Origin of the sequence: Rhodococcus sp. Q (assembly GCF_005503035.1) — a bacterium.
Lineage (GTDB): Bacteria > Actinomycetota > Actinomycetes > Mycobacteriales > Mycobacteriaceae > Rhodococcus_G.
In genome coordinates, this window is the sequence record NZ_SCOY01000028.1 from 18,819 (window position 1) to 44,099 (window position 25,281).

Here is a 25,281-nt window from a genome sequence, read left to right on the forward strand (position 1 = left end):
ACATGTGGTGAGGAACTATTCCGCAGCGGATTTTCCGCGGCTGGGAACAGGTGGAGACGGGCAGCACGATGACCGACGAGCACGACGCGAGGTTGCACTTCGCCGACCAGTTGCGCCTGTTGTTCGCAACAGCGGGCGGGCCTCCTCTGAAGACGGTGGTGTCGGAGGCAGCCGCCCTCGGTCGCGCGATCGGCGCGGAGAAGCCGGTGTCGATCCAGCGCCTCAGTGACTGGCGCTCCGGAAAGCGGGTGCCCGCGAGCTTCGACTCCCTGCGACCCGTACTCGTTTCCCTCATCCGCACGGCCCAGTCGCTACACGGAAGCCAGCCGCCCTCGCCGGGGTTGTATTCGCTCAAGCAGTGGCACACGTGGTGGGAGAGCGCCCGCGACGGCGGTGGCGCCGCCCGCGGCAGCGTCGAGTCCGACAAGCCCGCCGCCGCCCCGATGTCCGGGGTCCGGCCCTATCGCGGTCTCGAGCCGTATCGGGCCGAGGACGCGCGCCTGTTCTTCGGGCGCACGGAAACCCTGCAGCGTCTCGTCGACGTGGTGACCGCCGCCCAGGGACACGGCATCGCCATCGTCACCGGCGCATCCGGAGTCGGGAAGTCGTCGCTCGTTCAGGCCGGCCTCGTCCCCGAACTCCTCGGTACCGGGCAGTTGCGATCCGATCCGGCGTCCGACACCGCGACCGTGACCGCGATCGTCGTGACCCCGGGGCCCGACCCGGTTCGAGCGCTCGCCGCGGCGATTCCCGAGTTCGGTGACCTACCCGTCGGCTTCGGACGAGAGGGCGTCCGGCGCGCGGTCCGGGCGGCGACGATCCGCCTCGGCGTCTCCCAGCTCGTCGTGATCGTCGATCAGATCGAGGAACTGTTCACCCAGTGCGACGACGCGGACGCCCGCGACCGATTCCTCGAACTGCTGGACGACGCCGCATCGGCGTTGGCGGCCGACGAGACGCCCGATGCGGCCCCGGTCGTCGTCGCGACCATGCGGTCGGACTTCTACGCGCAGGCGTTGGCTCATCCGGTTCTCGCCGACGCCCTCGAGCGACGCAGCCGCGCGGTGTCGCCGCTGACACGAGCCGACATGGTCGAGGTCATCACCCGGCCCGCACAGATGATCGGACTCAAACTCGAGTCCGGACTGGTCGATCTGATCCTGCACGACCTGGGGGTTCTCACCGCAGACGACGGTGGCAGCACCGTACTGCCCCTGCTGTCGCACCTACTCGACACGATGTGGGAGCGCCGCCGCGGCGGCCAGTTGACGGTGGCGGGCTATCGGGCGACCGGTGGTGTCCGCGGATCGGTGACCGCGACCGCGGAGCGCACCTGGGAGGGCCTCGACGAGCGGGGCCAGGCGTTGGCCCGGGCGATCATGGTGCACCTGGTGTACGTGACGCAGACCGGAGCCGACGTCAAGATGCGGCGCACCCGGCCGGAACTGCTCGCGCTGACCGACCAGCCCACCGAGGTCCAGCAGGTGGTCGATCGTTTCATTGCAGCGCGTGTCCTCGTCGCCGACGCCGACAGCGTCGAGTTGATCCACGATGCCGTGATCGAGGCCTGGCCGCGTTTGAAGGCCTGGATCCAGGAGAACCGGTCATATTCGGCGCTGCGGCAGCAGATCGAGGAGGACGCGGCGCGGTGGGAAGACTCCGGTCGCGACTCCAGCCTGCTGTACCAGCGGGGCCGCCTCGACATCGTGAACGAGGCATCGCAGTTCGCCGCCGACGGATACGCCGGGGTCGGGTACAGCGCGGCGAGGGGCGGTGGTTCCGGTCTGGTCGCGACGTCGCTGACGCCGTCGGCGTCGCAGTTCCTCGCGGCGTCGACGCGTCATGCACGCCGGAGCACCTGGGTCGCGCGCACGGTGATGGCGGCTCTCGTGCTGTCGACGGTGGTCGCGATGGTGGCGGTGTCGACGGCGTGGTCGGCGAAGAACCGCGCCGAGTCCGAGAGCACTGCCGCCCAGTTCCGGCAGGTCATCGCGCTCGCTGATTCCCTGCGGACGACCGACCCCACGACGGCGGCGCGGCTTTCCCTGGCAGCGTGGCAGATGCGACCGGATTCCGAGGACGCCTACTCGAGATTGATCGCGACCGAGGCGACGCCGATCGGCCGAGCCCTGGAAGGTCACACCGGACCGGTGTACGGGGTGGCCGTCAACGGCAGTGGCACGTTGATGGCTTCGGCCAGTGACGACCGCACGGTACGGCTGTGGCAGCTCGGTGGCGGTGCGGAGCCGACGCCGATCGGACCCCCGCTCATCGGGTCGGAGAAGTACATGGCGTCGGTGTCGTTCTCCCCGTCGGGGGCGGTGCTGGCCGCGGGGGCCGGTGACGGCACCGTGCACATGTGGGATGTCACGAACCCGGCAGCGCCGCGACTGCTCCTCGACGATGCCAGGGTGGGTACCGAGGCGGTGCACAACATTCGCTTCAGCCCCGACGGTAGGACTCTCGCCGTGCCGAACGACGACGGCACCGTCACCCTGTTCGACACGTCGAGTGCACTGGCGGCCACCCCCGCACCCGGCCCGTATCCGTCGACCGTCCTGAACGCGCATCCTGCGGGTGTCCGGACCGTCTCGTTCCGCGGCGATTCGGCCGTGATGGCGACATCGAGCGACGATCGCAGTGTCCGGTTGTGGGACGTGTCGAACCGCGGTGCGCCCGTACCGCTGCCGCCCGTTCCCGCCGAGTTCGGTGACGTCGTGCATTCCGTGGCGTTCGCACCGGACGGACGCAGGTTGGCGGCGAGCAGCGACGACGGCATCCTCCGGTTGTTCGACACCACGGACGTGCGCGCGGTGCGGGAGGTCGGCGCCCCCGTGCAGGCGCACACCGGCGCGATCTGGACGATCGCATTCGCACCCGACGGCGCCACCCTCGTCAGTGCGTCCTGGGACGGGTCGGTCAAACGGTGGTCGGTGGCTGCGGGACGCGGCACCATGCGGCAGCTGCAGCCGCCGATGACCGGAAATGGTGGAGGTGTGCCCGCGTTGGCGTTGTCGCCGGACGGGGCGACAGTCTTCACCGGTGGTCAGGATTCGCGCGTGCGGGCGTGGACGCTGCCGCACACTGCGGTTGCGGCGTCGGACGCCGCGCTCACCCTCCCGTCGATCAGCCGCGACGGAAAGCTGATGGCGACAGGCGGATACGACTCGGTGATCCGGCTCTGGCGAGTGGACTCCACCGGGCACACCGAGCCGTCGGGATCGGTGGAGTTGCCCCGCCCCTTCGGCGGTGCACACGTGGTCGAGTTGGCGCCGGACGGAACGTTGATGGCGACCGCGCCCACGACGGGTGGGCAGGTGCAGATCTGGGACGTCCGGAACCCGGAACGTCCCGTCGCCCTGGGTCCGCCGATCCTGACCGACACCCGATTCACCTGGGAGCTGGCGTTCGGTCCGGACAGTCGCACGCTCGCCGCGGGCGACGACGACTCCAGCGTGCGGCTGTGGAACCTGGCCGATCCGGCGAACCCTGTGCCGTGGGGCGGGCGCCTCGACGGGCCGACCAACCTCGTGCGGTCGGCCGTGTTCAGCCCCGACGGCTCGTCGTTGGTCGCCGTGGACGCGGACGGCGGACTGTTCGCGTGGCGGGTCACCGATCCGTCCGAGCCGGAGGTGTTGACGGTCGGCGCAGGTGGCAGTTCCGGCATCAACTCCCTGTCGTTCTCTCCGGACGGCCGGACGCTCGCGACCGGGACGGACGATCAGACGGTCGTGCTGTGGGACCGGGCGGAGGACGGATCGATGACGGTGCGCGAGCCGGAGTTGCGTGGCCACAGCGGCACCGTCTACTCGGTCTCCTTCGACTCGAAGGGCCGGTACGTGGTGTCGGGGAGCGACGACGGGACGGTCCGGCTGTGGGACGTCGCCGACCCCGCGGACATGCGTGAGGTCGGCGGCCCGATCCTCGTCGACGGGTCGGGACGGCAGCAGGTCGAGTTCCTGCCGAACACGGACACCGTGGTGGCCGCGGACGGTGACGGAGTGTTGCGGGCGTCGCGTCTCGACGTCGACTCGATCATCGACCGGATCTGTTCGTCGTCGTCGCCGCTCAGCGCCCAGCAGGAAGCCGATTACGAGCTGACCGGGTCGGCTCGGGGGGAGTGTTCGGAGTAGTCGGTGCCCGGTTCGCCGAGCAGGGACGTCAGTGCCTCGGTGCGCTCCGCAACGCCAGGATGCTCGACGCCTTGTCGAGGCACTCCTGCCATTCGGCGTCGGGATCGGAGTCGATGGTGATCCCGCCGCCGACACCGAGCGTCACGTTGCCCCTCGGGTCGAACTCGACGGTGCGGATCGCGACGTTCAGTTCGGTGCCGGCCAGAGGCGAGGCGAATCCGACGGTTCCGCAGTACACCCCGCGCGGGTTGGGCTCCCACAGCGAAAGGAGTTGTCGGGCCCGATGTTTCGGGCATCCTGTGACCGATGCAGGCGGGAAGCTGGCATCGAAGAGTGCGGGTGTCCCGGTTTCCGGTGGCACGGTCGCGGTGACCGTGGACACGAGGTGCCACACGCCGGGGGCGGGGTGCACGCCGAGCAGATCGGTGACCGTCACCGTCCCCGGTACGGCGAGATGGCCGAGGTCGTTGCGGACCAGGTCGACGATCATCACGTTCTCGGCGACGTCCTTGACGGAGGCGCGGAGTTCGTTCGGGTCGGCGTCGATCGACAGCGTGCCCTTGATCGGGCTGGACGTCACCTGGTTTCCGTGTCGAGCGAGATACAACTCGGGTGACAGAGACGCGACCGCACCCCACTCGCCGTGAACGAACGCGGCGCGCGCCGGCTGCGTTGCGTCCGCCGCGTCGGCGAAGAAGTGCAGTGGGTCGCCGTCGAAGGCGCCGGTGAACTGTCCGCACACGCATGCCTGGTACACCTCGCCCGCCGCGATCGCGTCGAGGCACTGCCGGACTCCTGCGCGGTGCGCCGCGCGGTCCGGCGGTGTCCATTCGACGTGCCACGGCGCGCGGTCCGCTTCGGGTTCGGTTACCGCCGTCAACCAGTGCTCGGGGCACGACGTGTCGGTGAGCGACTCGTACCACCAACAGTTGTCGGCGTCGAGGCGCAGGACGGAGTCGGTCCAGCCGCCCGCAGACTCCGGTAGCGCCGGCGTCCGGCCGTCCGCGGGCAGGTCGGGGTAGCTACGGAAGCCGATCCATCCGCCCCCGACGACCGGTGCGGTGGCATCTGCGTTGTCGATGGCGTCGCTGGTTGCCCACGGCGTGATGTCGAAGGCGGCACCAGGCGTGACCGGACCCGTCGTGACGCTGGGCGCGATCACGGCACGCGACCCGAACCAGTCGCCGATCAGTGCGGCGGGCAGTGGGACGCCCCGATCGGCGCTGACACGTGCCAGGGCGCGAAGCACCGCCGCCGGGGTTCCGCCCCCGCCCAACCGTTCGACTCGCACCGGGAAAGGGTTTCACGACGGGGCGCGAGTACGAAAACGGCAGGTGCGAGCGTGCCAAGCAGCATGTCCACGGCCCGTTATCCGGCCACGGCCCGTCGGTCGGGCGCGAGATGTGCGGCGTCGGCGGCGCTTCGTCCGGCCGCGATCCCGGCGCGATCGCTGACCGTGAACCCCCACGAGCGCAGCGCCGGCCCGAACAGTCGGTCGACCTCGGTCTGCACCGCGTCGGATCGGCGGGCGAGCAGGGGGAGCAGGTCCCCGAACGTGACACCCGCTTCGATCACCGCCTCGGCGGTGGCGGACTTCTCGGCCTCGGTGAGGCGTTGGCCGATGCGCACCGCGAAGCCGTAGAGGAAGGCGCGCCGGAACGCGGCCGAACTCGCTCCGCTCGAGCCTGCGGTATGCATCGCGCGGGTGGCCTGGACCAGCAGCGAGGTGAACAGGAGATCGACCTGTTCGAGATCGGCCGGGGTCCCGACCACGGTCGCGATCGCGTCCACCGGATTGAACAGCGTGCGGACGTGATTGGCGTCGCCCACCGTGGTGAGCAGTAGGCCCTTCTGCTTGCTGTAGGGCCGGTCGAGGTGAACTCGTCTGGCGTGCACCGAGACCGTGCGCCCGGGCGCGGAGGCGTCGAGCAGTGCCGTCGTCACGGAGTGACGGGTCATCAGTTCCTGGGCCTTGGCCGTGAGGGTTTCGGCCTCTTCGGTGAACTCGGTGCTCTCGGCCTTGGCGAGCAGTCCGCGGATCCGTCCCAGTACCTTCGCGTCCGTGCCTGCGACCGCGTCGTCGGAGCGCACGTCGGGCCACTGCGACGGTGGTGGGCACAGCCGGCGCAGCGGTGCCAGCTGGCCGAGCAGTCGGGCTGCCGTCGGCGCGAGGTGTGGCTCGTCGCGTCGCCGCGGATAGGTGTCCGCGATCGCCTTGAGTTGATCGACCCAGTGCAGCGGCGCCCGCGCCCAGGCGCCGCTGCGGTGGGCCTCCCGCTGGATCAGCAGGGCGATCGATGCCAGCTCGACCGCGGCGAGGCCACGCCGGGCGACGTGCAGGACGTCGCCCGGTTGCCAGCCGATCTCGTAGGCGTGACGCAGCAGGGACACGTCGTCGTCGCCGGAGCGTTCATCTCGAATGTCTGTTCGATTTCTCCCCATGTGGGCAGTGTGCCCCAGGGGTACGACAGGTTCTTTCGGCCCAGGTGGGGCCGGTCTTCAGGGGTAGTCGACCGTCAGGCTTCTTCCGGCTCGACGTACCGCGGGAACACCGGCGCCGGCGCGGGGAGGGCCGTGCCCGCCACGATCCGCGTCGCGATGTCGGCGAACTGCCGCGACTCGGGCCGCTGGCCGAGGATCGAGAGGATCTTGTCCGCGGCGTCCGGCATCACGGGCTGTACGAGGATGCCGACGATCCGCACGACCTCGAGCGTCACGTAGAGCACCGTCTCCATGCGCGCGGTGTCGGTCTTGCGCAGCACCCACGGCTCCTGGGCGCTGAAGTAGCGGTTCGTCTCCGCGAGGACGTGCCAGATCGCCTCGAGTCCGAGGTGGACGGCCTGGACGTCGAACTCGGCGCGCACCTTCTCGAGCAGGGTGTCGGCCTGTGTGAGCAGCGCGATGTCGGCGTCGGTGAACTCGCCGGGAGTCGGCACCGCACCGTCGCAGTTCTTCGCGACCATCGACAGCGACCGCTGGGCCAGGTTGCCGAGTTCGTTCGACAGGTCCGCGTTCATCCGGGCGACGATGGCCTCGTGGCTGTAGCTGCCGTCCTGGCCGAAGGAGATCTCTCGGAGCAGGAAGTAGCGGACGGCGTCGAGGCCGTACTCCTCGACCATCTCGAGCGGGTCGACGACGTTGCCGACCGACTTCGACATCTTCTCGCCCTTGTTGTAGAGGAAGCCGTGGACGAACACCCGCTTCGGCAACTCCAGGCCCGCAGACATCAGGAACGCGGGCCAGTACACGGTGTGGAAGCGGCTGATGTCCTTGCCGATGATGTGCAGGTTCGCCGGCCAGAACTTGCCATACGCCTCGGAGTCGGTGTCGGGGAACCCGACGCCGGTGAGGTAGTTCGTGAGCGCGTCCACCCAGACGTACATCACGTGCGAGGGATCGCCCGGAACGGGCACGCCCCAGTCGAAGGTGGTGCGTGACACGGACAGGTCCTTGAGACCGCCGGAGACGAAGCTGACGATCTCGTTGCGGCGAGTCGCGGGCGCGATGAACTCGGGGTGCTCCTCGTACAGGGCGAGCAACTTGTCCTGGTACTCGGACAGCTTGAAGAAGTAGGTGGACTCCTCGGTCCACTCCACCGGGGTGCCGGTGTCGGTCGAGATGCGGCTGCCATCCTCCTGCAGCGTCGTCTCGGCCTCGGTGTAGTAGGCCTCGTCGCGGACGGAGTACCAGCCCGCGTAGGTGTCGAGGTAGATGTCCCCGGACGCGACCATGCGCTCCCAGATCGCCTTGCACGCCACTTCGTGGTCGGCGTCGGTCGTCCGGATGAACCGGTCGTAGGAGATGTTCAGCACCTTGTCCATGGCCTGGAACACGTCCGAGTTCCTGGCCGCGAGTTCGCGGACGTCGATGCCTTCCTTCGCCGCGGTCTGCTGCATCTTCAGGCCGTGCTCGTCCGTCCCCGTCATGAAGAACACGTCGAACCCGTCCAGCCGCTTGAAGCGCGCGAGGGCGTCCGAGGCGATGTACTCATAGGCGTGCCCGATGTGCGGGGCGCCGTTGGGGTACGCGATCGCGGTGGTCATGAAGAACGGGGGCCGGCTGGGTGCAGTCATGGTGGGCCTATCGTATCGGTGTGCCCAAGGATCGTCCGGCCCCGGACCTGCCCGAGCCCCTCTCTCCGCTCGTGGACGCTCACACGCACCTCGATTCGTGCGGTGCGCACGACGCGACCTCGGTCGCTGCGATAATCGATCGCGCGGAGAAGGCCGGTGTCGGGCGCGTCGTGACGGTCGCCGACGACCTCGCCGCGGCTCGTTTCGCCGTCGACGCCGCGCACTGGGACCCGCGGGTGTACGCCGCCGTCGCGATCCACCCCACGCGCGCGAACGTCCTCGACGACACGACGAAGGCAGAGATCGAACGCCTCGCTGCCGACCCACGCACCGTCGCGGTGGGGGAGACCGGCCTCGACTACTACTGGCCCGGCAAGCTCGAGGGCTGTGCGTCCGTCGAGGATCAGGTCGAGGGTTTCCGCTGGCACATCGACCTCGCGAAGCGGCTGCGCAAGCCGCTGATGATCCACAACCGCGAGGCCGACCACGACCTGTTGACGGTGCTGCTCGACGAGGGCGCTCCGGAGACGGTGATCTTCCACTGTTTCTCGTCGGACGCGACGATGGCGCTGGCCTGCGTCGAGGCCGGGTACGTACTCAGTTTCTCGGGAACCGTCAGCTTCCGCAACGCGCGTGAGCTGCACGAGGCGGCGAAGCTGGTCCCGGACGACCAGCTGTTGGTCGAGACGGACGCGCCCTATCTGACGCCGCACCCGTTCCGCGGCGCCCCCAACGAGCCGTACTGCCTGCCGTACACGGTCCGGTCCCTCGCCGAGACCCGCGGCCAGGACCCGTTCGAGCTCGCCGCCGCCTCGACCGCCAACGCCGAACGCGTCTACCGCCTCTGAGCAACTGGCGTAGGCTGCCCGGCACAGGTACGTCCGCGCCCGGGGCCGTCGCGCCTCGGACCCTTCCGAGTGCGCGGGCGCGACACATGCGTCACCGGTTCACCGAACCCACCCCGGTCGACTCGACCGTCGAGATCGTCACCGTCTTCATCCCGTGCTGGGAGATCGAATGCTGCGCGCCGCCCCCGCGGGTGGGTGAGTGTTCCACGTGGCAACTGCTCGACCACGAGACCGTCGACGGTCACACCGTGGGTACCGCGCACGGTGGGCGACGCATCACCGCGACGGTCACCGGCACGGTTCTGAGCGTCCGGCTCGTCACCCACGACTACCGCGAGGACGAGGACGGGGTGTGGAAGCCCGTGCCCGGCAGCGCTTCACTGACGCGGATGTTCCGCAGCCCGAGATGGTTCCGGGGCGCCGAGGCGTTCGTTCACGGTCGTGCCTCTCGCGCGCAGTCGGGTGTCCTCGTCGAGCTGGCCGTGTCGGCGGACGGAGTGGTGCCGGACGTGGAAGACGCGGCCGAGTTCGTGTTCCTGGCCGACCTGTGACCGTCAGAGCACCTTCCGCAGGAAGTCCTGGGTGCGGGGCTGCTGCGGGCTGCCGAACACCTCCTCGGGGGTGCCCTCCTCGACGATGTAGCCGTCCGCCATGAAGATGACGCGGTCGGACACCTCGCGGGCGAAGCCCATCTCGTGGGTGACGACGACCATCGTCATCCCCTGGGCGGCGAGGTCACGCAGCACCTGCAGCACCTCACCGACCATCTCGGGGTCGAGGGCGCTGGTGGCCTCGTCGAACAGCATGACGTCGGGGTTCATCGCCAGGGCGCGGGCGATCGCGACGCGTTGCTTCTGACCACCGGACAGGCTGGCGGGTTTGGCGTCCTTCTTCTCCGCGAGCCCGACCTGCCCGAGCAACCGGGTGCCGTTCTCCCGTGCCTCCTCCTTGGTGGCCCGCTTCGTCTGCACCGGCGCGAGCATGACGTTCTCGAGCGCAGTCATGTGCGGGAACAGGTTGAAGTGCTGGAACACCATCCCGATGTGCTGGCGCACCTTGTCGATGTCGACCTTCTTCTCGGTGAGGTCGACGCCGTCGACGACGACGGATCCGCCGGTGATGTCCTCGAGCCGGTTGAGGCAGCGCAGGAAGGTGCTCTTGCCGGAGCCGGACGGCCCGATCACGCAGACGACCTCGCCCGCCGCGATGTCGATGTCGATGCCCTTGAGCACCTCGTTGTCCCCGTACGACTTCTTCAGCCCGGCGACCCGGATCTTGGGTGCGGTGACGGTGTCGCTCACTGATTGATCCTCTTCTCGAGCCGGTCGGACAGTTTGGTCAGCGCCATGATGATGACGAAGTAGAAGATGCCGACGATCAGCCACATGTTGAAGGACTCGAAGTTCCTGGCGATGATGATCTTGCCTGTCTGGGTGAGTTCGGCGATGCCGATCACGGACAGGATCGACGTGTCCTTCAATGTGATGACGGTCTGGTTGACGAAGGACGGCATCATCGTCCGGAAAGCCTGCGGCAGGACGACTTTGCGCATGGCGGGCAGGTATCCCATGCCAAGGCTGCGCGCCGCTTCCATCTGGCCCTTGTCGACGGACAGGATGCCGCCCCGGATGATCTCGGTGATGTACGCGCCCGCGTTCAGGCTCAGGGTGATGATGCCCGCGGTAATGGCGGGCATCTTGAAGTCCAGGGCCGCGGGGATGCCGAAGTAGATGAAGAACGCCTGCACGATCAGCGGGGTGCCGCGGAAGATGTCGACATAGGTGACGCCGATGCCGCGCAGGATGCGACTGGTCGAGACCCGGAAGAACCCGAAGATCAACCCGAGGACCACAGCGATCGCCAACGACACCACGGTCAGGACGATGGTGAGCCAGAGACCTTCCATGAGGAGCGGGAAGCTGTCGCGCAGCAGGGAGAAGAACGTGTTGTCGCCCTGTGCTGTCTGGGCGCCTTCGCCGAGGTAGGTGTCGATGATCTGGTCGTACTGGCCGCTGGCCTTCACGTTCGCGAGGCCGGCGTTGAACATGCTCAGCAACTCGGCGTTCTGGCCTTTCGACACGGCGAAGCCGTACGAGGCGCCTGCCTCTTTCTCCGTGACGGTCTTCAGGCCGTTGCCCTGAGCGATGCCGTACAGCAGGACGGGGTAGTCGTCGAAGACGGCGACGGAGTTCCCGGTCTTGACGTCGTCGTACATGCTGGCGGAGTCGTCGAAGGTGACGGTGGTGAAGCCGTACTGGTTCTTGATCGAGTCCGCGAACGCCGCACCCTCGGTGCCGGTCTTGACCGCGACCCGCTGACCCCGCAGATCCTCGTAGGAGGTGATGTCGTCGTTGTCCTTCGACACCGCCATCTGGACACCGGACTCGAAGTACGGGTCTGAGAAGTCGAAGACGAGTTTGCGTTCGTCGGTGATCGACATGCCCGCGATGACGCCGTCGACCTGCCGTGACTGCAGTGCCTGCACGGCGGCGTTGAAGCCGAGCGGTTTGACCTCGTAGTCGAAACCCTGGTCCTCGGCGATGGCGGCGAGCAGGTCCATGTCGATTCCGACGAAGTCGCCCTGCTCGTTCTGGAACTCGAACGGGGCGAACGTGACGTCGGTGGCGATGACGTACGTGCGATCGGACTGCGCCGCGGCGGAGCCCGTGCCGACCAAGGCGCCGAGCAGTGCGAGTACCCCGGTCAGGGTGATGACGACGGCTGATCGTGTGCGGCCGTGCCTGCCGCGCCGACTGATCCTCGGCATGCTCATGCAACCCAGCTTTCGTGCTCGTCGTACCCGGTCGTGACGCTTGACGACGTTAGTGAGCCTCGTCCCATTTCTGCTGGTCACGCCCCGTGTGGTTGCCGGAGCTCTGCCTATTCGTTACCGTACCGTGATCGCTCAAGTCCGGGATCACATCCCGGTAACCCATAGCTCAGGACTTTCTAGTGTCACCTCTCACTCGAATCAACAACGCCCGTTCACCCCTGCTGCGACTCGTGGTCGGCGCACTGCTGCTGACCCTGATCGCGGGCGGAGCAATGGCGGTGAGCAGGCACAAGACCGTTCTCGTCGACGTCGACGGCGAGACCGTTGCGCTCAACACGATGTCCACCGACGTCGATGCCGTCCTCGAGGACGCGGGTTACTCGATCGGTGAGCACGACGTCGTCGCCCCTGCCGGCGGCAGCGCGGTGTCCGATGGCGACACGGTTGTGTTGCGCCGGGCGCGTGAGTTGACGCTGACCGTCGACGGAACGCCCCGGACCCTGTGGACCACGGCACTGACCGTCAACGAGGCGCTCTCGCAGGAACGGCTCGCGGGCGACGTACACGTCTCGGCCTCCCGCTCGGAGCGTTTGCCGCTCGAGGGCGCTGACCTCGAGGTCATCAATCCCAAGGTGGTTCGCCTGTCCGACGGTGGCGGCGCCGCCGTGGACGTGCGGCTCGCTGCCCCGACCGTCGGTGAACTGCTCGCGGCCAAGGGGGCACCGCTCGAGGAGCAGGACACGGTCGAGCCCGCCGCCGACACCCCGGTTACCGAGGGGCTGGACGTGAGGGTCACCCGGGTTCGCACGGAGAACAAGGTCGAGACGCTTCCGGTCGCACCGCCCGAGGAGCGGATCGAGGATCCGACCATGAACATGAGCCGCACCATCGAGGAGCACCCGGGCACACCGGGCGTGCGGGACGTGACGTTCGCGGTGACCACCGTCAACGGCGTCGAGACCGGCCGCGCCGAACTCTCCGAGACGGTGACCACGCCTGCGAAGCCGAAGACCGTGCGCGTCGGCGCGAAGCCCGGCACCGAGGTGCCGCCGGTGACCAACGGTGCGACCTGGGATGCGCTCGCGCAGTGCGAGGCAACCGGCAACTGGAACATCAATTCCGGCAACGGCTACTACGGCGGCGTGCAGTTCGATCAGAGCACCTGGGAACGCCAGGGTGGACTCAAGTACGCGCCCCGCGCGGACCTCGCGACCCGCGAGGAGCAGATCGCGATCGCGTCGAAGACCCAGCAGACGCAGGGCTGGGGTGCGTGGCCGTCCTGCACGAGCCGACTGGGCATGCGCTGACCGCGCTGCGCTAGATTCACCAGGTGTCCGACGAATCCGCCGCCCCTTCCGACCTGCCCGAATCCGCTCCGCGGGGGCAGGCGGCTCTGCTCGGTCCCGCCGAGGTGCGGGCGCTGGCGGCCGAGTTCGACATCAGGCCGACCAAGCAACTCGGCCAGAACTTCGTCCACGACGGCAACACCGTCCGCAAGATCGTGGCGGTGTCCGGTGTCACCCGCGACGACGTCGTTCTCGAGGTGGGCCCCGGTCTCGGCTCGCTGACGTTGGCGCTCCTCGACGTGGTCGAGAAGGTCGTCGCCGTCGAGATCGACCCGAAGTTGGCGGCCCGGCTGCCCACGACTGTCGCCGAACGTGCCCCGGAGCTGTCGAGCAGGCTGGACGTGGTCCTCGAGGACGCCATGCGGGTGATGCCGCCGCAGGTGCCCGCCGAGCCGACGGCACTGGTCGCGAACCTGCCGTACAACGTCGCGGTGCCGGTGCTGCTGCACCTGTTCGCCGAGTTCCCGTCGCTCCGCACCGCGTTGGTGATGGTGCAGGCGGAGGTCGCGGACCGGCTCGCCGCGCAGCCCGGCAACAAGATCTACGGCGTACCCAGCGTGAAGGCGTGCTTCTTCGGACGGGTGCGGCGCGCGGGTTCCGTTGGGCGGCAGGTGTTCTGGCCCGAGCCGAAGATCGAGTCCGGTCTGGTGCGCATCGATCGGTACGAGGACGCGCCGTGGTCGCTGGACGCCGAGCACCGCAAGCGCGTGTTCGCGGTCGTCGACGCCGCATTCGCGCAGCGCCGCAAGACCCTGCGCGCCGCATTGGCGACCTGGGCGGGTTCGCCCGTCGAGGCGGAGCGCCGGTTGGTCGCCGCCGGTATCGAACCCTCCGCCCGCGGCGAGGTCCTCGACGCGGCCGCGTTCGTGCGCCTGGCGAACGTCCAGTCGTAGCTGCAAGGAATACGATTCGTCCTGAAGTCGACCAGCGTCGACCGGTGTCGCGAGTTGTTGTGCAGAACGAATTCTCAGTTGCGGCAGCAACATTCGAATCGTGATGTCCGGTGGATCGGCGGGGGCACGGCCGCCTCGGGTTTCCTGCTCGGCACCGGAGGTAGGTGCCTACGGGTTCACGGGGGACCGTTTGGCTCTCGGTGCAAGAGGGGCGGGCATCGAGGCGTTGTGCCGAATTAGATCGGCATCGAGTTAACATGCGGATGTGCCCTTACGCGCAGATTCTTCGCCTGGCAACACGTTCGCCGACTACGACCGCCCGTCGGTCGCGGTGGACGTCGCTGTTCTGACCTACCGGGACGGTGCGCTCCAGGTCCTGGTCGTCGAGCACGCGACGCTCGGGGGCCGGGCCCTACCGGGAACGTTTCTGCATTCGGGGGAGCGACTCGCCGATGCCGCCGAGCGTGCGTTGCGCGACAAGGCCGGGCTCGCCGGTGCCGCTTTCCGGCAGTTGGCGATGTTCGACGATCCGCAGCGCGACGACCGCGGATGGGTGATCTCGATGGCGCACACCGCTGTGCTGCCGGAGTCGGCCCTGCCCGTCGACGCCGCACTGGTTCCGGTGTCGGACGGTTACGCCACCGAGGGCCTGCTCTTCGATCACGCGGACATGGTGCGGCTCGCCGTCGAGGACCTGCGGGACCGCTACGCGGAGCGAGTGGATCCGGATCGTCTTCTGGGGGAGCAGTTCACGGTGCTCCAGCTCAACGAGCTCTATCGTGTGGTCTTCGGATTGAAAAGACTGCAGAAGGATTCTTTCCGGCGACACGTGATCGCCGCGCTGGAGCCGACCGACGAACTGGTCACCACCGGCGCGGGTCGGCCTGCCGAACTGTTCCGTCGCAGGGGTGAGGCTCACCTCTCGCCCAAGGCCGCGGCGCTGTTCTCGAAATGACTGCGGCGCGCATGGCAATTCTGCTCGGTTGACGCGACCGATCACGGTGCGGTGAAGGCTGTTTGAACCCGCCACGCCGGGTGCACGCTGCGGGTAGGGTCCGGCGAGCGCCGACACGGCGCGGCCGACGACCGCATCCGTGCGGGGTCGGTTCCTTCGGTGATTGGGGATGGTATGGCTCGATCCATCAGGCGTCGTATCGCGTCGACAGCGGCTGCGGCGGCGCTGTTGACCGGTGCTCTCGCTGCCGGCGCGGGCACCGCGTCGGCGCAAGATCCGATCGAGACCGGGAGCGCGGTCCTCGGGAACCTGCTATACGCCCCGGTCGGCTCGGTGGATGTGGGGAGTGACCTCGCCGAAATCGTGATCGACAATCCGCTCCAGACGATCATGGTGATCCTGGTGGGCGGGTCGACGGCGATCGACAATCTCGGAAGTTAGGGCGTAAACGCTTGTGCGCCTTTCCGGTAGCTGGACTACCGGAAAGGCGCACAAGCGGCGTAGCCGCCTACCTGAATCGGCGGAGCCGAAGGCTGTTGCTGACCACGAAGACGGATGAGAACGCCATCGCGGCGCCGGCGAGCATCGGGTTGAGCAGGCCGGCTGCGGCCAGCGGCAGGGCGGCGACGTTGTAGGCGAACGCCCAGAACAGATTTCCCTTGATGGTGCGCAGGGTCTTCCGCGACAGGCGAATCGCATCCGCCGCGGCCCGCAGATCTCCGCGCACCAATGTCAGGTCGCTGGCCTCGATGGCCACGTCGGTTCCGGTGCCCATCGACAGGCCGAGGTCCGCCTGCGCCAGCGCTGCCGCGTCGTTGACGCCGTCCCCGACCATCGCGACCACCCTGCCCTCTGCCTGCAGTCGCTCGACGACCGCGACCTTGTCCTGCGGCAGCACCTCGGCGATCACCTCGTCGATGCCGACCTCATCGGCCACCGTGCGGGCGGCGGCCGCGTTGTCGCCGGTCAGCATGATCGGCGTCAGACCGAGTGCCTTCAGCTGGGTGATGGCCTCCGCGGAGGTGGGCTTGACGGCATCCGCCACGACGAGCACGCCCCGTGCCCGGCCGTCCCAGCCGACCGCGACCGCGGTCCTGCCCTCGGATTCGGCCACACGCATGGCGTTGTCGAGTTCGGGGGTCAGTGGCTGCGCCCAGTCGGCCAGCAGGCGTGCCCGCCCGACGATCACCGCGCGTCCGTCGACGATTCCCTGGACACCGAGGCCCTCGATGTTGGCGAACTCCTCGACGGCGGGCAGGGACCCGACCCCGGATGCTGCCGTCGCGATCGCCTTCGCGATCGGATGCTCGGAGGAGTCCTCGAGTGCGCCCGCGAGCCGGAGCACCTCGTCGACCGACTCACCCTGCGCCGCATGGACGCCCAGCAGGGTCATGGTGCCCGTGGTGACGGTGCCGGTCTTGTCGAGGACGATGGTGTCGATGCGGCGGGTCGATTCGAGGACCTCGGGGCCCTTGATGAGGATGCCGAGCTGGGCGCCGCGGCCGGTGCCGACCATCAGGGCCGTGGGCGTCGCGAGGCCGAGGGCGCAGGGGCAGGCGATGATCAGGACCGCGACGGCCGCGGTGAATGCCGCGGCCACGGAACCCCCGGTGCCGATCCAGTAGCCGAGCGTCGCCACCGCCAGCGCGATCACGATGGGGACGAAGATCCCGGAGATCCGGTCGGCGAGACGCTGCGCCTTGGCCTTACCGGTCTGCGCGTCCTCGACGAGTCGCGCCATCTGGGCGAGTTGGGTGTCCGATCCGATCCGGCTGGCGCGCACCACGATCCGGCCGCCCACGTTCACGGTGGCGCCGACGACAGCGTCGCCCGGTCCGATCTCGACGGGCACCGACTCGCCGGTGAGCATCGACGCGTCGACGGCAGACGAGCCGTCGGTGACGACACCGTCGGTCGCGATCTTCTCTCCGGGACGAACGATGAACTCGTCTCCGACGGCGAGTTGGTCGACGGGGATGCGCTGTTCGACGCCGCCGCGCAGCACCGACACCTCCTTGGCGCCCATTTCGAGCAGTGCGCGCAGCGCGGCCCCGGAGCGGCGCTTGGCGCGGGCCTCGAAATAGCGGCCGGCGAGGATGAAGGTTGTGACCCCGGCGGCGGCTTCGAGGTAGATGTTGCCCGCGCCGTCGGAGCGAGAGATGGTCAGCTCGAAGGGGTGCGTCATCCCGGCGACCCCCGCGGTGCCCCAGAACAGGGCGTACAGGGACCAGCCGAGGGCGGCGAGGGTGCCGATGGACACCAGCGTGTCCATCGTGGCGGTGCCGTGCCGCAGGTTGGTCCACGCGGCCTTGTGGAACGGCAGCGCGCCCCACACCACGACCGGTGCGGCCAGGGTGAGCGAGAGCCACTGCCAGTTGGTGAACTGCAGCGCCGGCACCATCGCCATCGCGATCACCGGCACGCTGAGGACGAGCGAGACGAGCAGTCGACGGCGCAGCGCGGCGGTCGGGTCGTCCTCGGCCGGGGCGTCGGCCGCCGGCGACGAGGCCGCGGGTGTGGGAAGCGTCGCCGTGTAGCCGGCCTGCTCGACGGCGTCGACGAGGTCGTCGGCGGTGACATCGCCGGTGTAGTCGACCCGAGCCTTCTCGGTGGCGTAGTTGACGGTGGCGGTGACCCCGTCAAGCTTGTTGAGCTTGCGCTCGATGCGGTTTGCGCACGACGCGCACGTCATGCCACCGATCAGCAGTTCGACCTGTCCCGTGGTCGGCGCCTGTGCGACGGGGTTCATCGTGACTCCTCTCGTGTGATCTGTCAGTGCCCGTGGCCGGCAGGCTCGACGGGTGCGGTGGTGGTGGGGGCGGCTTCGTCGGCGGCGAGGGTGAATTCTGCTGTGCGGACCGTGTTCTCGTGCCGGAAGTCGAGGAACAGTCGGTAGGTCCCCGAACTCGGAGCCTGTGCGTGGAACACGATGTCGGGGCCGGGTGCGGTGACGCCGTCGCCGGGTTCGCCCTGCGGGTGCACGTGCAGGTAGGCGAGGTCACCGGTGCGCAGCGCGACCAGGTGCCCGTAGGCGCCGAGGTAGGGCTGCAGGTCGGTCACCGGCTGTCCGTCGCGGCTCACCGTGAGGGTGAGGGGACCGCCGGACGTGGACAGGTCCCCGGCCAACTCGACGCGGTACCCGTCGACCTCGGCGACCCGCGACGGCGACGGAGTCGGGACGGGGGAGTAGTCGCCCGCGACGTCGACGTTGCGTCCCAGCGTGAGGGCGGGTCCGCCGGACGGCTGGAAGTCCGCGAACACCCGGTAGGTGCCACCGGTCGGCCAGGACCAGTCGATCGACCAGGTCCCGTCGGGGAACATCGTCGGGTGGACGTGCCGGAACTCGGTGGTGTCGGCACGGACGACGATGAGGTGCAGCGCCTTGTCGTGCTGCTCGGTGAACTCGGTGACCGCAGCGCCGGACGGTTCGGTGATCCGGAAGTCGAGCGTGCCGGGTGTGTCCGCGGCTGCAGGGGCGGTGATCTCCGTCAGGGTGTAGCCCTGGTCGGAGAGCTGTAGGCCCGCGGGTGTCTCGGATTCCGGCGACGTTGCGGCGTGGGTCTCGTGCGTGGTGGTGGGCATGTCGATCGGGCTCCCGACGGCTGCCCCGACACCGAGGGCCGCCGCGAAGATCGCGGCGAGCCCCCCGGTGTAGGCGGCCAACTTTGTGGCGGTGTTCATGACTGGACGGTGTAGCCGGCCTCGTCGACGGCGGATCGGACCGCGCCTTCGTCGACGGGGGCGGTGCTCGTGATCGTCACGAGGCCGGTGGGGACGTCGACCGCGATGTCGGTGACCCCGTCGAGCTTGCCGACCTCTTCGCGGACCGAGGTCGCGCAGTGGCCGCAGGTCATCCCGGTGACGGTGTAGGTGGCGGTGGTGGTGGTCATTGCGGACTCCTTATGCATATACGGGGTAGGGGTATCAACACGGATGAACATACCCCCGGGGGGTACCTTTCGCAAGGCGTGAACCGAAGGAATTTCGCGATCGCGATCCCGTGGTGGGCTCGCCGGTGCGGGAAGGGAACAGCGTTAAACGAATAGTGTTGCTGGACAGGATGTTCGAAGTCGCGGTCGGACTCGGTGGCGGCTGCGTAGCATGCCGTCGGGGCGGTGTTGTCTGGTTGTGCCGGTCGATGGTCGATCGGTGCTGCACCGTCGCTGTCGATCACGGGGGTTCTTCATGTCATCACGTTCAGCCCGTCGCGCGCTGTCGACGGTCGTCGTTGCCACTGTGCTGGGAGGCGCGCTGGTGGGCGGTGGTGGTTCGGCCATGGCAGGTTCGCTCGACTGGACCGAGACCCCCAGCGCGGGGTCCGAGGCGGGGTCGGTGCTCCTGGAAGGGGCCGATCCGGTGAAAGCACTCAGCACGATCGTGGCCCCGGTCGTCGATGCGGTCGGTCCGGTGCTCAGCTCCGTCTGCGCTGCCGTGCGGTATCTCCAGTCGGGCGAGAACTACTGCATCTTTCCGCCCGGAGGCCCGATTGGGTGACGTCGTGCCGGTGTCCTGACGACAGTGGGCGCCGCCGGAACCATGTCCGGCGGCGCCCACTGCTGTGTGGTCGGTGACTACTGGGTGTTCAGGACCTTGCCCATGCCCCGCTCGACGGCGGAGACGAGACGGGGGCGCAGGTCTGCGGCCGGCACGATGTCGTGCACGGATCCGACTTCCTTGGCGCGTTCGATGTTGTGGATCGCCTCGAATTCCGCGGCCACCTCACCGAGCTTGGCGTTGCGGACCGCGGTCTTCGTGGTGGCGAGCTCGACGCGCAGTTCGGCGCGCTTGGCGTCGTCGTCGGTGGCGGCGAGCTTGGCCTCGAGTTCCTTGACCTCGGGGTCCGCAGCGGTGCGGGCGTTGACGTCCCTGGTGAAGACGACGGCCGCGGCGGGCGCGCCACCAAGGACGGACGCGAACGATCCCTCGACCGCCAGCACCTCCATGTTCTCGTTCAGCGCTCCGGAGAACACGACGAACGCGCCGCCGTGGTAGCGGGAGATGACGACGAACACGATCGGGCCGTCGAAGTTGACGATGGCCCGGCCGATCTCGGCGCCGTACTCGAGCTGCAGGTTCCGCAGCGACTCCGGGGAGCCGTCGAAGCCGGACAGGTTCGCCAGCACCACGACCGGACGGTTGCCGGACGCCGCGTTGATCGCGCGGGCCGTCTTCTTCGACGAGCGCGGGAACAGGGTGCCCGACGTCCACTGGTCGGGGCCGTCGGTCGGGAACCAGCCCTTGCGGGCGATGGCGCGGGACTCGATGCCGACGACGGTGACGGCATTGCCGCCGAGGTGCGCGTCGAACACCACCGAGGTGTCGGCGTCCGCCATGTCCGCCCAGCGTTCGAGGACGGCGTGGTCCTGGTCGACGACGGCGTGCATCACGGTGCGAATGTCGAACGGCTTCTTGCGGTCCGGGTTGGTCTCCGCGGAGAAGATCTCGCCGACTGTGGTGAACTCGCTGGACGGATGAACGTGCGGGAAGCAGCGCACGTCGCGGTCGATGGGGTCGGTCGACTCGGCCTTGCGCGGGAAGCGTTCCCCGGCCGCGAGGTACGAGTGCTCGTAGTGCGCGAACAGGACGCCGATCGCTGCCGTCAGGTCGGGTGCCCAGTACTGGGCCTGACCGTTGGGACCCATGACACGGTCGTAGCCGCCGATGCCGAAGTTGTCCTCGGCGGAGACGCCGCCGGAGTAGTCGAGCGACTGCTTTCCGGTGAGCACCATCGCCGATTCCGGGGTCATCACGAGAATGCCCTTGGTGTGCATGAGCATGGTCGCCTCGGCGTTCCAGTACGGCTGCGCGCCGACGTTGATACCCGCGACGATCACGTTGATCTCGCCGCCGTTCTGGGTGAACGTGATGATGCGGCGGAGGCCGCGGGACACCCAGTCCATGTTCTCGGTGCCGGACTCCATGGAGATGGTGGCACCGGAGGAGAGGGCGAACCATTCGACCGGCACACCGAGGGATTCGGCGAGGTCGATGGCGGCGACGATGCGGGAGCATTCGGCCTCGGCGACGGTGCCGAGCGCCCGCGTCGGGTCGCCGAACAGTGCCACGCGCGTCATGCCCTCGGGATGGCGCTCGGTCGCGGTGTTGACGACGCCGACGATGATGCCCGCCTTGTTGCGCCCGTACGGCCGGTCGACGGGCAGCAGGGCTCCGGTGTCGTCGAGGTCGTACTCGACGAAGCTGCCGCCCGCGCTGAGCGCCGGGATCAGCTCGTAGGGGTAGACGGTCCCGCGGGCCTTCGAGCGCTGCACCTTCTGCGTGTACTCGTCGAGCGGCTTGAGGGGCTGCGTCGGCGGCTCGGTGACCGCGACCTGCAGACCCGCGCCGGACCGGTACGAGAACCGGATCGCGACCTGGCGCGGGGTTGCGTTGGGCGCCTCCTGGATTCGGCAGATCAGGGTGATCTGCTCGATGCCCGCACCCACGGTCAACGGTGCTACGTGGCCCGCGATCGACGCGATCCGGTCCACGGCGATGTCGAGGCGCGGCCACACGTAGAGCACGACGCGGTTGTTGTCGAGACGCTTGCGTCCGCGCGCGGCCTGGGCGTTGCGAATGCCGGCGAGGCAGGACGCGACGGCCCGTTCGATGGCGGGTGCCGCTTCGATCTCGCCCGCCTCGTCGAACTGCAGGGTGAGGTCGCGAACCTGGGCCATCGCGATCAGTCGCTCGTCGGACGGGTTGTCCTTGGCCGCGAGGTGATACACGTAGGTGTCGGCGGGCGCCGGGAGCCGGGTGCCGTCGAAGTTCTTCAGGCGCCACATGTCGAGGCGCTGTGCGGTCAGCGGGTGCATGCCGCGGATGATGCGGTCCTCGGTGAGGCCGCCGTCCGCCGCGGGACGGAACGTGACCTGACGCTGGGTGGTCATCGCACCCGGCACGGTGACGGTCACCGTGACCCGTCGCCACTGAGCGGATCCGTTGTGCGCCAGTAGTTCCGAGCGCAGCGTGTCGGCGAGTACGTCGTCGTCCGCGGGCGCATCCGGCCAGGTCAGGTACAGATCTGCGACGAGGTTGACCGGCGCGGGTCCGGCCACCGAATCCGCCACGGCGAGTGCATCGGACAGGCGTGACTTCTCGGCCACCACCGACACCAGGTTCAGGTGTTCGCCGGAGAGCTCGAAAATGCCTGTGACGCAGGGCAGTCCGTGTCCGTCAACGGACTTGACGTCCGACAGGCCGCGGATCTTGTAGTACTGCCGCGTGACGACCTCGAGAAGGTCGGCCGGAGCGGACCAGGGCTCCGCGAGAAGTCCGACGAGCGGTTCGGGGGTGTCGACCATGGCATCGATCCGTGCGGCACGATCGGTGGCACCGGGCTGCTCGGTCAGGTACTGCAGGCTGCCCCGGACGCCGTCGTAGATCTGCTCGCGGGCACGTCGCACGACGGGCTCGTCGAAGATCCGGAAGTGCAGGCCGCGGGCCATGTCGCCGATCAGCGGGTAGCGCAGCTGGGTGGCGACGACCAGACGGTCGAGCACCTCGCCCACCTCGGCGGACAGCGCGTCCCCGATCGGGAACTCGCGCAGCCAGTGCGACAGGAGTCCGGCGACGACCGGCACCTGGTGCTCGAGGCGCTGCAACGCGACGAACAGCCGGAACACGGCTTCCTCGAGCTCCGGGGTGCGGTCGAGCTCGACGATGTCGTAGTGCAGGAGCGAGCGGGACAGCCGCGCGCGGAACGACTCCGGGAGTCCTTCGAGTTCGACGTCGAGCGAGCGGAGGAACGAGTGGAAGTGCTCGCGCGGGGAGTGCACCCGATCCTCGCTGTCGACACCGGCCGGACGGTTCCGGGACAGTTCGCACAGGTCCGCGAACGTGGTCAGCAGCGCCAGTTCGGCCCGCACCAGGGTGGGGTCGGACTCGGGCAGGCGGTCGCGCAGCGACTCGTACTCGGCGAGCAGCGCCACCGCACGGGTGTCGTCGACGTCGAAGCCGGTGATCATCGCGGTGAGCGAATCGAGCCGTGCGAGTGCCTCGGTGAGGTCGTCACTGTCGTGGGTCTCGGGCATCGCGAACTCGACGCGCGGAGCCGTCGAGGTCACCGTCTCCTCGGAGACCTGATCGACGCGCAGCAGCGGCGCACCCGCGTCGACCTGGCCGTTGACGATCGCCAGGACCTCACGGACAGTGCCCGCGTAGGGCGCGCGGATGGCGGTTTCCATCTTCATCGCCTCGAGGACGACAAGGGGGTCACCCGCCTCGACCTCGTCACCGACGGCGACGGGCAGCGCGACGACAACGGCGGGCGACGGAGCACGGACGACGCCTGCTTCGTCCTGGCTGATCTGGTGGCTGACACCGTCGACCTCGACCAGGTGGTGCGCGGGACCGGTCACGGAGACGACGTGAGAGCGGCGGCCGCCGACGGTGAGCCTGCGCTCGAACTCGCCGAGCCGATCGACGTCGACCTCGACCTCACCGCTGTCACCGTCGACGAGGTAGCGGTGCGGGCCGACCTGGCCGACCTCGAACTGGTACGCCTGGCCCTGGTAGCTGAGCTCCACGCTGCGGCCGAGTGCCTTCTTGGTGCGGGGGCGTCCACCGCGCGCGGAGGTGAGGAACGCGGACCGCTCGCGGGCCTCCTCGGCGTCGTAGACGCCGATGGCCGTGGCGAGCAGCGCGATCGCGGCCGCGGGGGTCGGGCCGTTGTCGGTGCCCGCGCCCGTGCGGTCGAGCCATCCGGTGTCGGCGGACGCGCTGACGACCTCGTCGCGGTCGAGCAGATCGAGGAGGAAGGACTTGGTGGTGGTGCCGCCGTCGAGAACGACCGTGGTTTCCCGGAGTGCGGTGCGCAGTCGTGCGAAGGCCTCGGACCGGTCTCGGCCCCACGCGATCACCTTCGCGACCATCGAGTCGTAGTCGGGCGGGATGACGTCGCCCTGGGCGATGCCGGTGTCGACGCGGAGGCCGGAACCGAGCGGGAACTTGAGGAGCTGCACGGTGCCGGGTGCCGGGGCGAAGCCGTTGTCGGCGTCCTCGGCGTTCAGACGGGCCTCGACGGCGTGGCCGAACTCCGTCGGGCAGTCACCGACGAGGGGGTTGCCGCCAGCGACGTGGATCTGCAGCTTGACCAGGTCGAGGCCGGTGGTGAACTCGGTGATCGGGTGCTCGACCTGGAGGCGGGTGTTGACCTCGAGGAACGTGAACACCTGCTGTGACGGCTGGTACAGGTACTCGACGGTCGCGGCGCCGCAGTAGCCGGCGGCCTTGACGAGTTCCGCGGACACCTTCCGAAGCTCGGCGGACTGATCGGCCGTGAGCAGCGGGGACGCGGACTCCTCGATGACCTTCTGGTTCTTGCGCTGGATCGAGCAGTCACGGACGCCGGGTGCCCACACGTTGCCGTGTGCGTCGGCGATGACCTGCACCTCGACGTGGCGGGCCTCGGTGACGAGGCGCTCGATGAACACGACGGGGTCGCCGAAGGAGCGCTCGGCCTCGCCCTGGGTGCGCTCGAGGGCGAGTTCGAGCTCGTCCTCGGAGTACACCTTGCGGATGCCGCGGCCTCCGCCGCCGGAGCGGGCCTTGATGATCAGCGGGTAGCCGATGGCCTGGGCGTGGCGCCGGGCGTCGGCACGGGTCGTGACGGGGCCGCCGGACCACGGTGCGACGGGGACACCGACCTTCTCGGCGAGCAGCTTGGCCTCGACCTTGTCGCCGAGAAGACGCATGGCGTCCGCGGACGGGCCGATGAAGGTGATGCCGAGTCGGGCGCAGACGTCGGCGAAGCCGGGGTCCTCGGCGACGAAGCCCCAGCCGACCCACACGGCGTCGGCGCGGGCCTCGAGGAGTGCGCGCTCGAGTTCGACGTGGTCGAGGTAGGGGGTTGCGGCGGTGGTGGACGGGCGCAGCGTGACGCCTTCGTCGGCCTGTCTGACGAACATGGCGCGTCGTTCGGCCTCGGTGTGCAAGGCGATGACGGTGATGTCCTGGTTGGAAGCAGAGTTGCCCGACGCTTCGCCCGAGGAGTTCTCGGCGTTGAGTTCCCGGACGGCGCGGATCAGGCGCACTGCCGCCTCGCCCCGGTTGACGACTGCGATTCGTCTGAACATCTGGTTGGCCACCATTCCCTCGTGCATCGATTTCTCACTTGTGTTGTCCGCCCCGTGCGCCGAGGGCACTCGGTGCGGACAGGCGGCAGCCGCGTCGAACATGTGCGAGCCGGGGGCCCTCGACTGCCTGCGACCTCCACTGCCCCGGGTGTCGGGGATGGTCGCCGGATGCCGGGCGCCGTGCGGA

General features: G+C 68.8%; 17 protein-coding genes. 8 read left to right on the forward strand and 9 right to left on the reverse strand.

Annotated elements, in window-relative coordinates; all coding sequences use genetic code 11:
- Positions 1-68: 68 nt before the first annotated feature.
- Entirely contained in the window at positions 69-4,133 is a 4,065-nt protein-coding gene (locus FFS72_RS20620) for an nSTAND1 domain-containing NTPase (protein ID WP_137875681.1), read from the forward strand.
- A gap of 28 nt (positions 4,134-4,161) precedes the next feature.
- Here the strand turns inward: FFS72_RS20620 and FFS72_RS20625 are convergent, their stop codons facing one another.
- The 3 genes from FFS72_RS20625 to metG form a co-directional block, all read right to left on the reverse strand.
- Positions 4,162-5,424 (reverse strand): aminodeoxychorismate synthase component I, encoded by a 1,263-nt coding sequence (locus FFS72_RS20625; RefSeq protein ID WP_137875682.1) that lies wholly within the window; start codon positions 5,422-5,424, stop codon positions 4,162-4,164.
- Positions 5,425-5,501: 77 nt separating this feature from the next.
- On the reverse strand, positions 5,502-6,575 hold the full coding sequence (locus FFS72_RS20630) for a DUF2786 domain-containing protein (protein ID WP_137875683.1): 1,074 nt from the start codon (positions 6,573-6,575) through the stop codon (positions 5,502-5,504).
- Positions 6,576-6,649: 74 nt separating this feature from the next.
- A complete protein-coding gene (gene metG / locus FFS72_RS20635) occupies positions 6,650-8,206 on the reverse strand; it encodes a methionine--tRNA ligase (protein ID WP_137875684.1) in 1,557 nt (518 codons plus the stop codon).
- Positions 8,207-8,226: 20 nt separating this feature from the next.
- Here metG and FFS72_RS20640 point away from each other — a divergent pair, with 20 nt between their 5' ends.
- Both FFS72_RS20640 and FFS72_RS20645 read left to right on the forward strand, forming a co-directional pair.
- Positions 8,227-9,054: a TatD family hydrolase gene (locus FFS72_RS20640; protein WP_137875685.1), complete on the forward strand. Its 828-nt coding sequence runs from the start codon at positions 8,227-8,229 to the stop codon at positions 9,052-9,054.
- A gap of 86 nt (positions 9,055-9,140) precedes the next feature.
- Positions 9,141-9,605 carry a DUF6578 domain-containing protein gene (locus FFS72_RS20645; protein ID WP_137875686.1) on the forward strand — a complete coding sequence of 155 codons (465 nt, stop codon included), beginning with the start codon at positions 9,141-9,143 and terminating at the stop codon, positions 9,603-9,605.
- Positions 9,606-9,608: 3 nt separating this feature from the next.
- Here FFS72_RS20645 and FFS72_RS20650 read toward each other — a convergent pair whose 3' ends face one another.
- Both FFS72_RS20650 and FFS72_RS20655 read right to left on the reverse strand, forming a co-directional pair.
- A complete protein-coding gene (locus tag FFS72_RS20650) occupies positions 9,609-10,355 on the reverse strand; it encodes an amino acid ABC transporter ATP-binding protein (protein ID WP_137875687.1) in 747 nt (248 codons plus the stop codon).
- Positions 10,352-11,827, reverse strand: a complete 1,476-nt coding sequence (locus FFS72_RS20655; protein WP_502704139.1) for an amino acid ABC transporter substrate-binding protein/permease — start codon at positions 11,825-11,827, stop codon at positions 10,352-10,354. Before FFS72_RS20655 ends, FFS72_RS20650 begins: the two co-directional genes overlap by 4 nt.
- Before the next feature lie 179 nt (positions 11,828-12,006).
- Between FFS72_RS20655 and FFS72_RS20660 the strand changes: the two genes are divergently transcribed.
- From FFS72_RS20660 to FFS72_RS20675, 4 genes are all read left to right on the forward strand, one after another.
- Positions 12,007-13,134, forward strand: coding sequence for a resuscitation-promoting factor (locus FFS72_RS20660; RefSeq protein WP_137875688.1), 1,128 nt, complete (start codon positions 12,007-12,009; stop codon positions 13,132-13,134).
- A gap of 23 nt (positions 13,135-13,157) precedes the next feature.
- The gene (rsmA, locus tag FFS72_RS20665) at positions 13,158-14,066 is read left to right on the forward strand and encodes a 16S rRNA (adenine(1518)-N(6)/adenine(1519)-N(6))-dimethyltransferase RsmA (protein ID WP_137875689.1); all 909 of its coding nucleotides are present in this window, start codon (positions 13,158-13,160) and stop codon (positions 14,064-14,066) included.
- Between the two features lie 265 nt (positions 14,067-14,331).
- Complete coding sequence (locus FFS72_RS20670) at positions 14,332-15,021, forward strand: NUDIX hydrolase (RefSeq protein WP_137875690.1); 690 nt, start codon at positions 14,332-14,334, stop codon at positions 15,019-15,021.
- Between the two features lie 174 nt (positions 15,022-15,195).
- Entirely contained in the window at positions 15,196-15,462 is a 267-nt protein-coding gene (locus FFS72_RS20675; protein ID WP_137875691.1) for a hypothetical protein, read from the forward strand.
- Positions 15,463-15,529: 67 nt separating this feature from the next.
- Here the strand turns inward: FFS72_RS20675 and FFS72_RS20680 are convergent, their stop codons facing one another.
- The 3 genes from FFS72_RS20680 to FFS72_RS20690 are packed head-to-tail and all read right to left on the reverse strand — an operon-like array spanning position 15,530 to position 18,911.
- Positions 15,530-17,770 (reverse strand): heavy metal translocating P-type ATPase, encoded by a 2,241-nt coding sequence (locus tag FFS72_RS20680; protein ID WP_137875692.1) that lies wholly within the window; start codon positions 17,768-17,770, stop codon positions 15,530-15,532.
- Between the two features lie 23 nt (positions 17,771-17,793).
- Positions 17,794-18,702 (reverse strand): DUF8832 domain-containing protein, encoded by a 909-nt coding sequence (locus FFS72_RS20685; RefSeq protein ID WP_137875693.1) that lies wholly within the window; start codon positions 18,700-18,702, stop codon positions 17,794-17,796.
- Positions 18,699-18,911 carry a heavy-metal-associated domain-containing protein gene (locus FFS72_RS20690; protein WP_137875694.1) on the reverse strand — a complete coding sequence of 71 codons (213 nt, stop codon included), beginning with the start codon at positions 18,909-18,911 and terminating at the stop codon, positions 18,699-18,701. The genes FFS72_RS20685 and FFS72_RS20690 overlap by 4 nt, the downstream gene beginning before the upstream one ends.
- Before the next feature lie 295 nt (positions 18,912-19,206).
- On the opposite strand from FFS72_RS20690, the gene FFS72_RS20695 reads away from it, so the two are divergent.
- A complete protein-coding gene (locus FFS72_RS20695; protein ID WP_137875695.1) occupies positions 19,207-19,515 on the forward strand; it encodes a hypothetical protein in 309 nt (102 codons plus the stop codon).
- 77 nt (positions 19,516-19,592) lie between these two features.
- On the opposite strand, the gene FFS72_RS20700 is transcribed toward FFS72_RS20695, so the two are convergent.
- On the reverse strand, positions 19,593-25,094 hold the full coding sequence (locus tag FFS72_RS20700; protein ID WP_137875696.1) for an ATP-binding protein: 5,502 nt from the start codon (positions 25,092-25,094) through the stop codon (positions 19,593-19,595).
- Between the last annotated feature and the right edge of the window lie 187 nt (positions 25,095-25,281).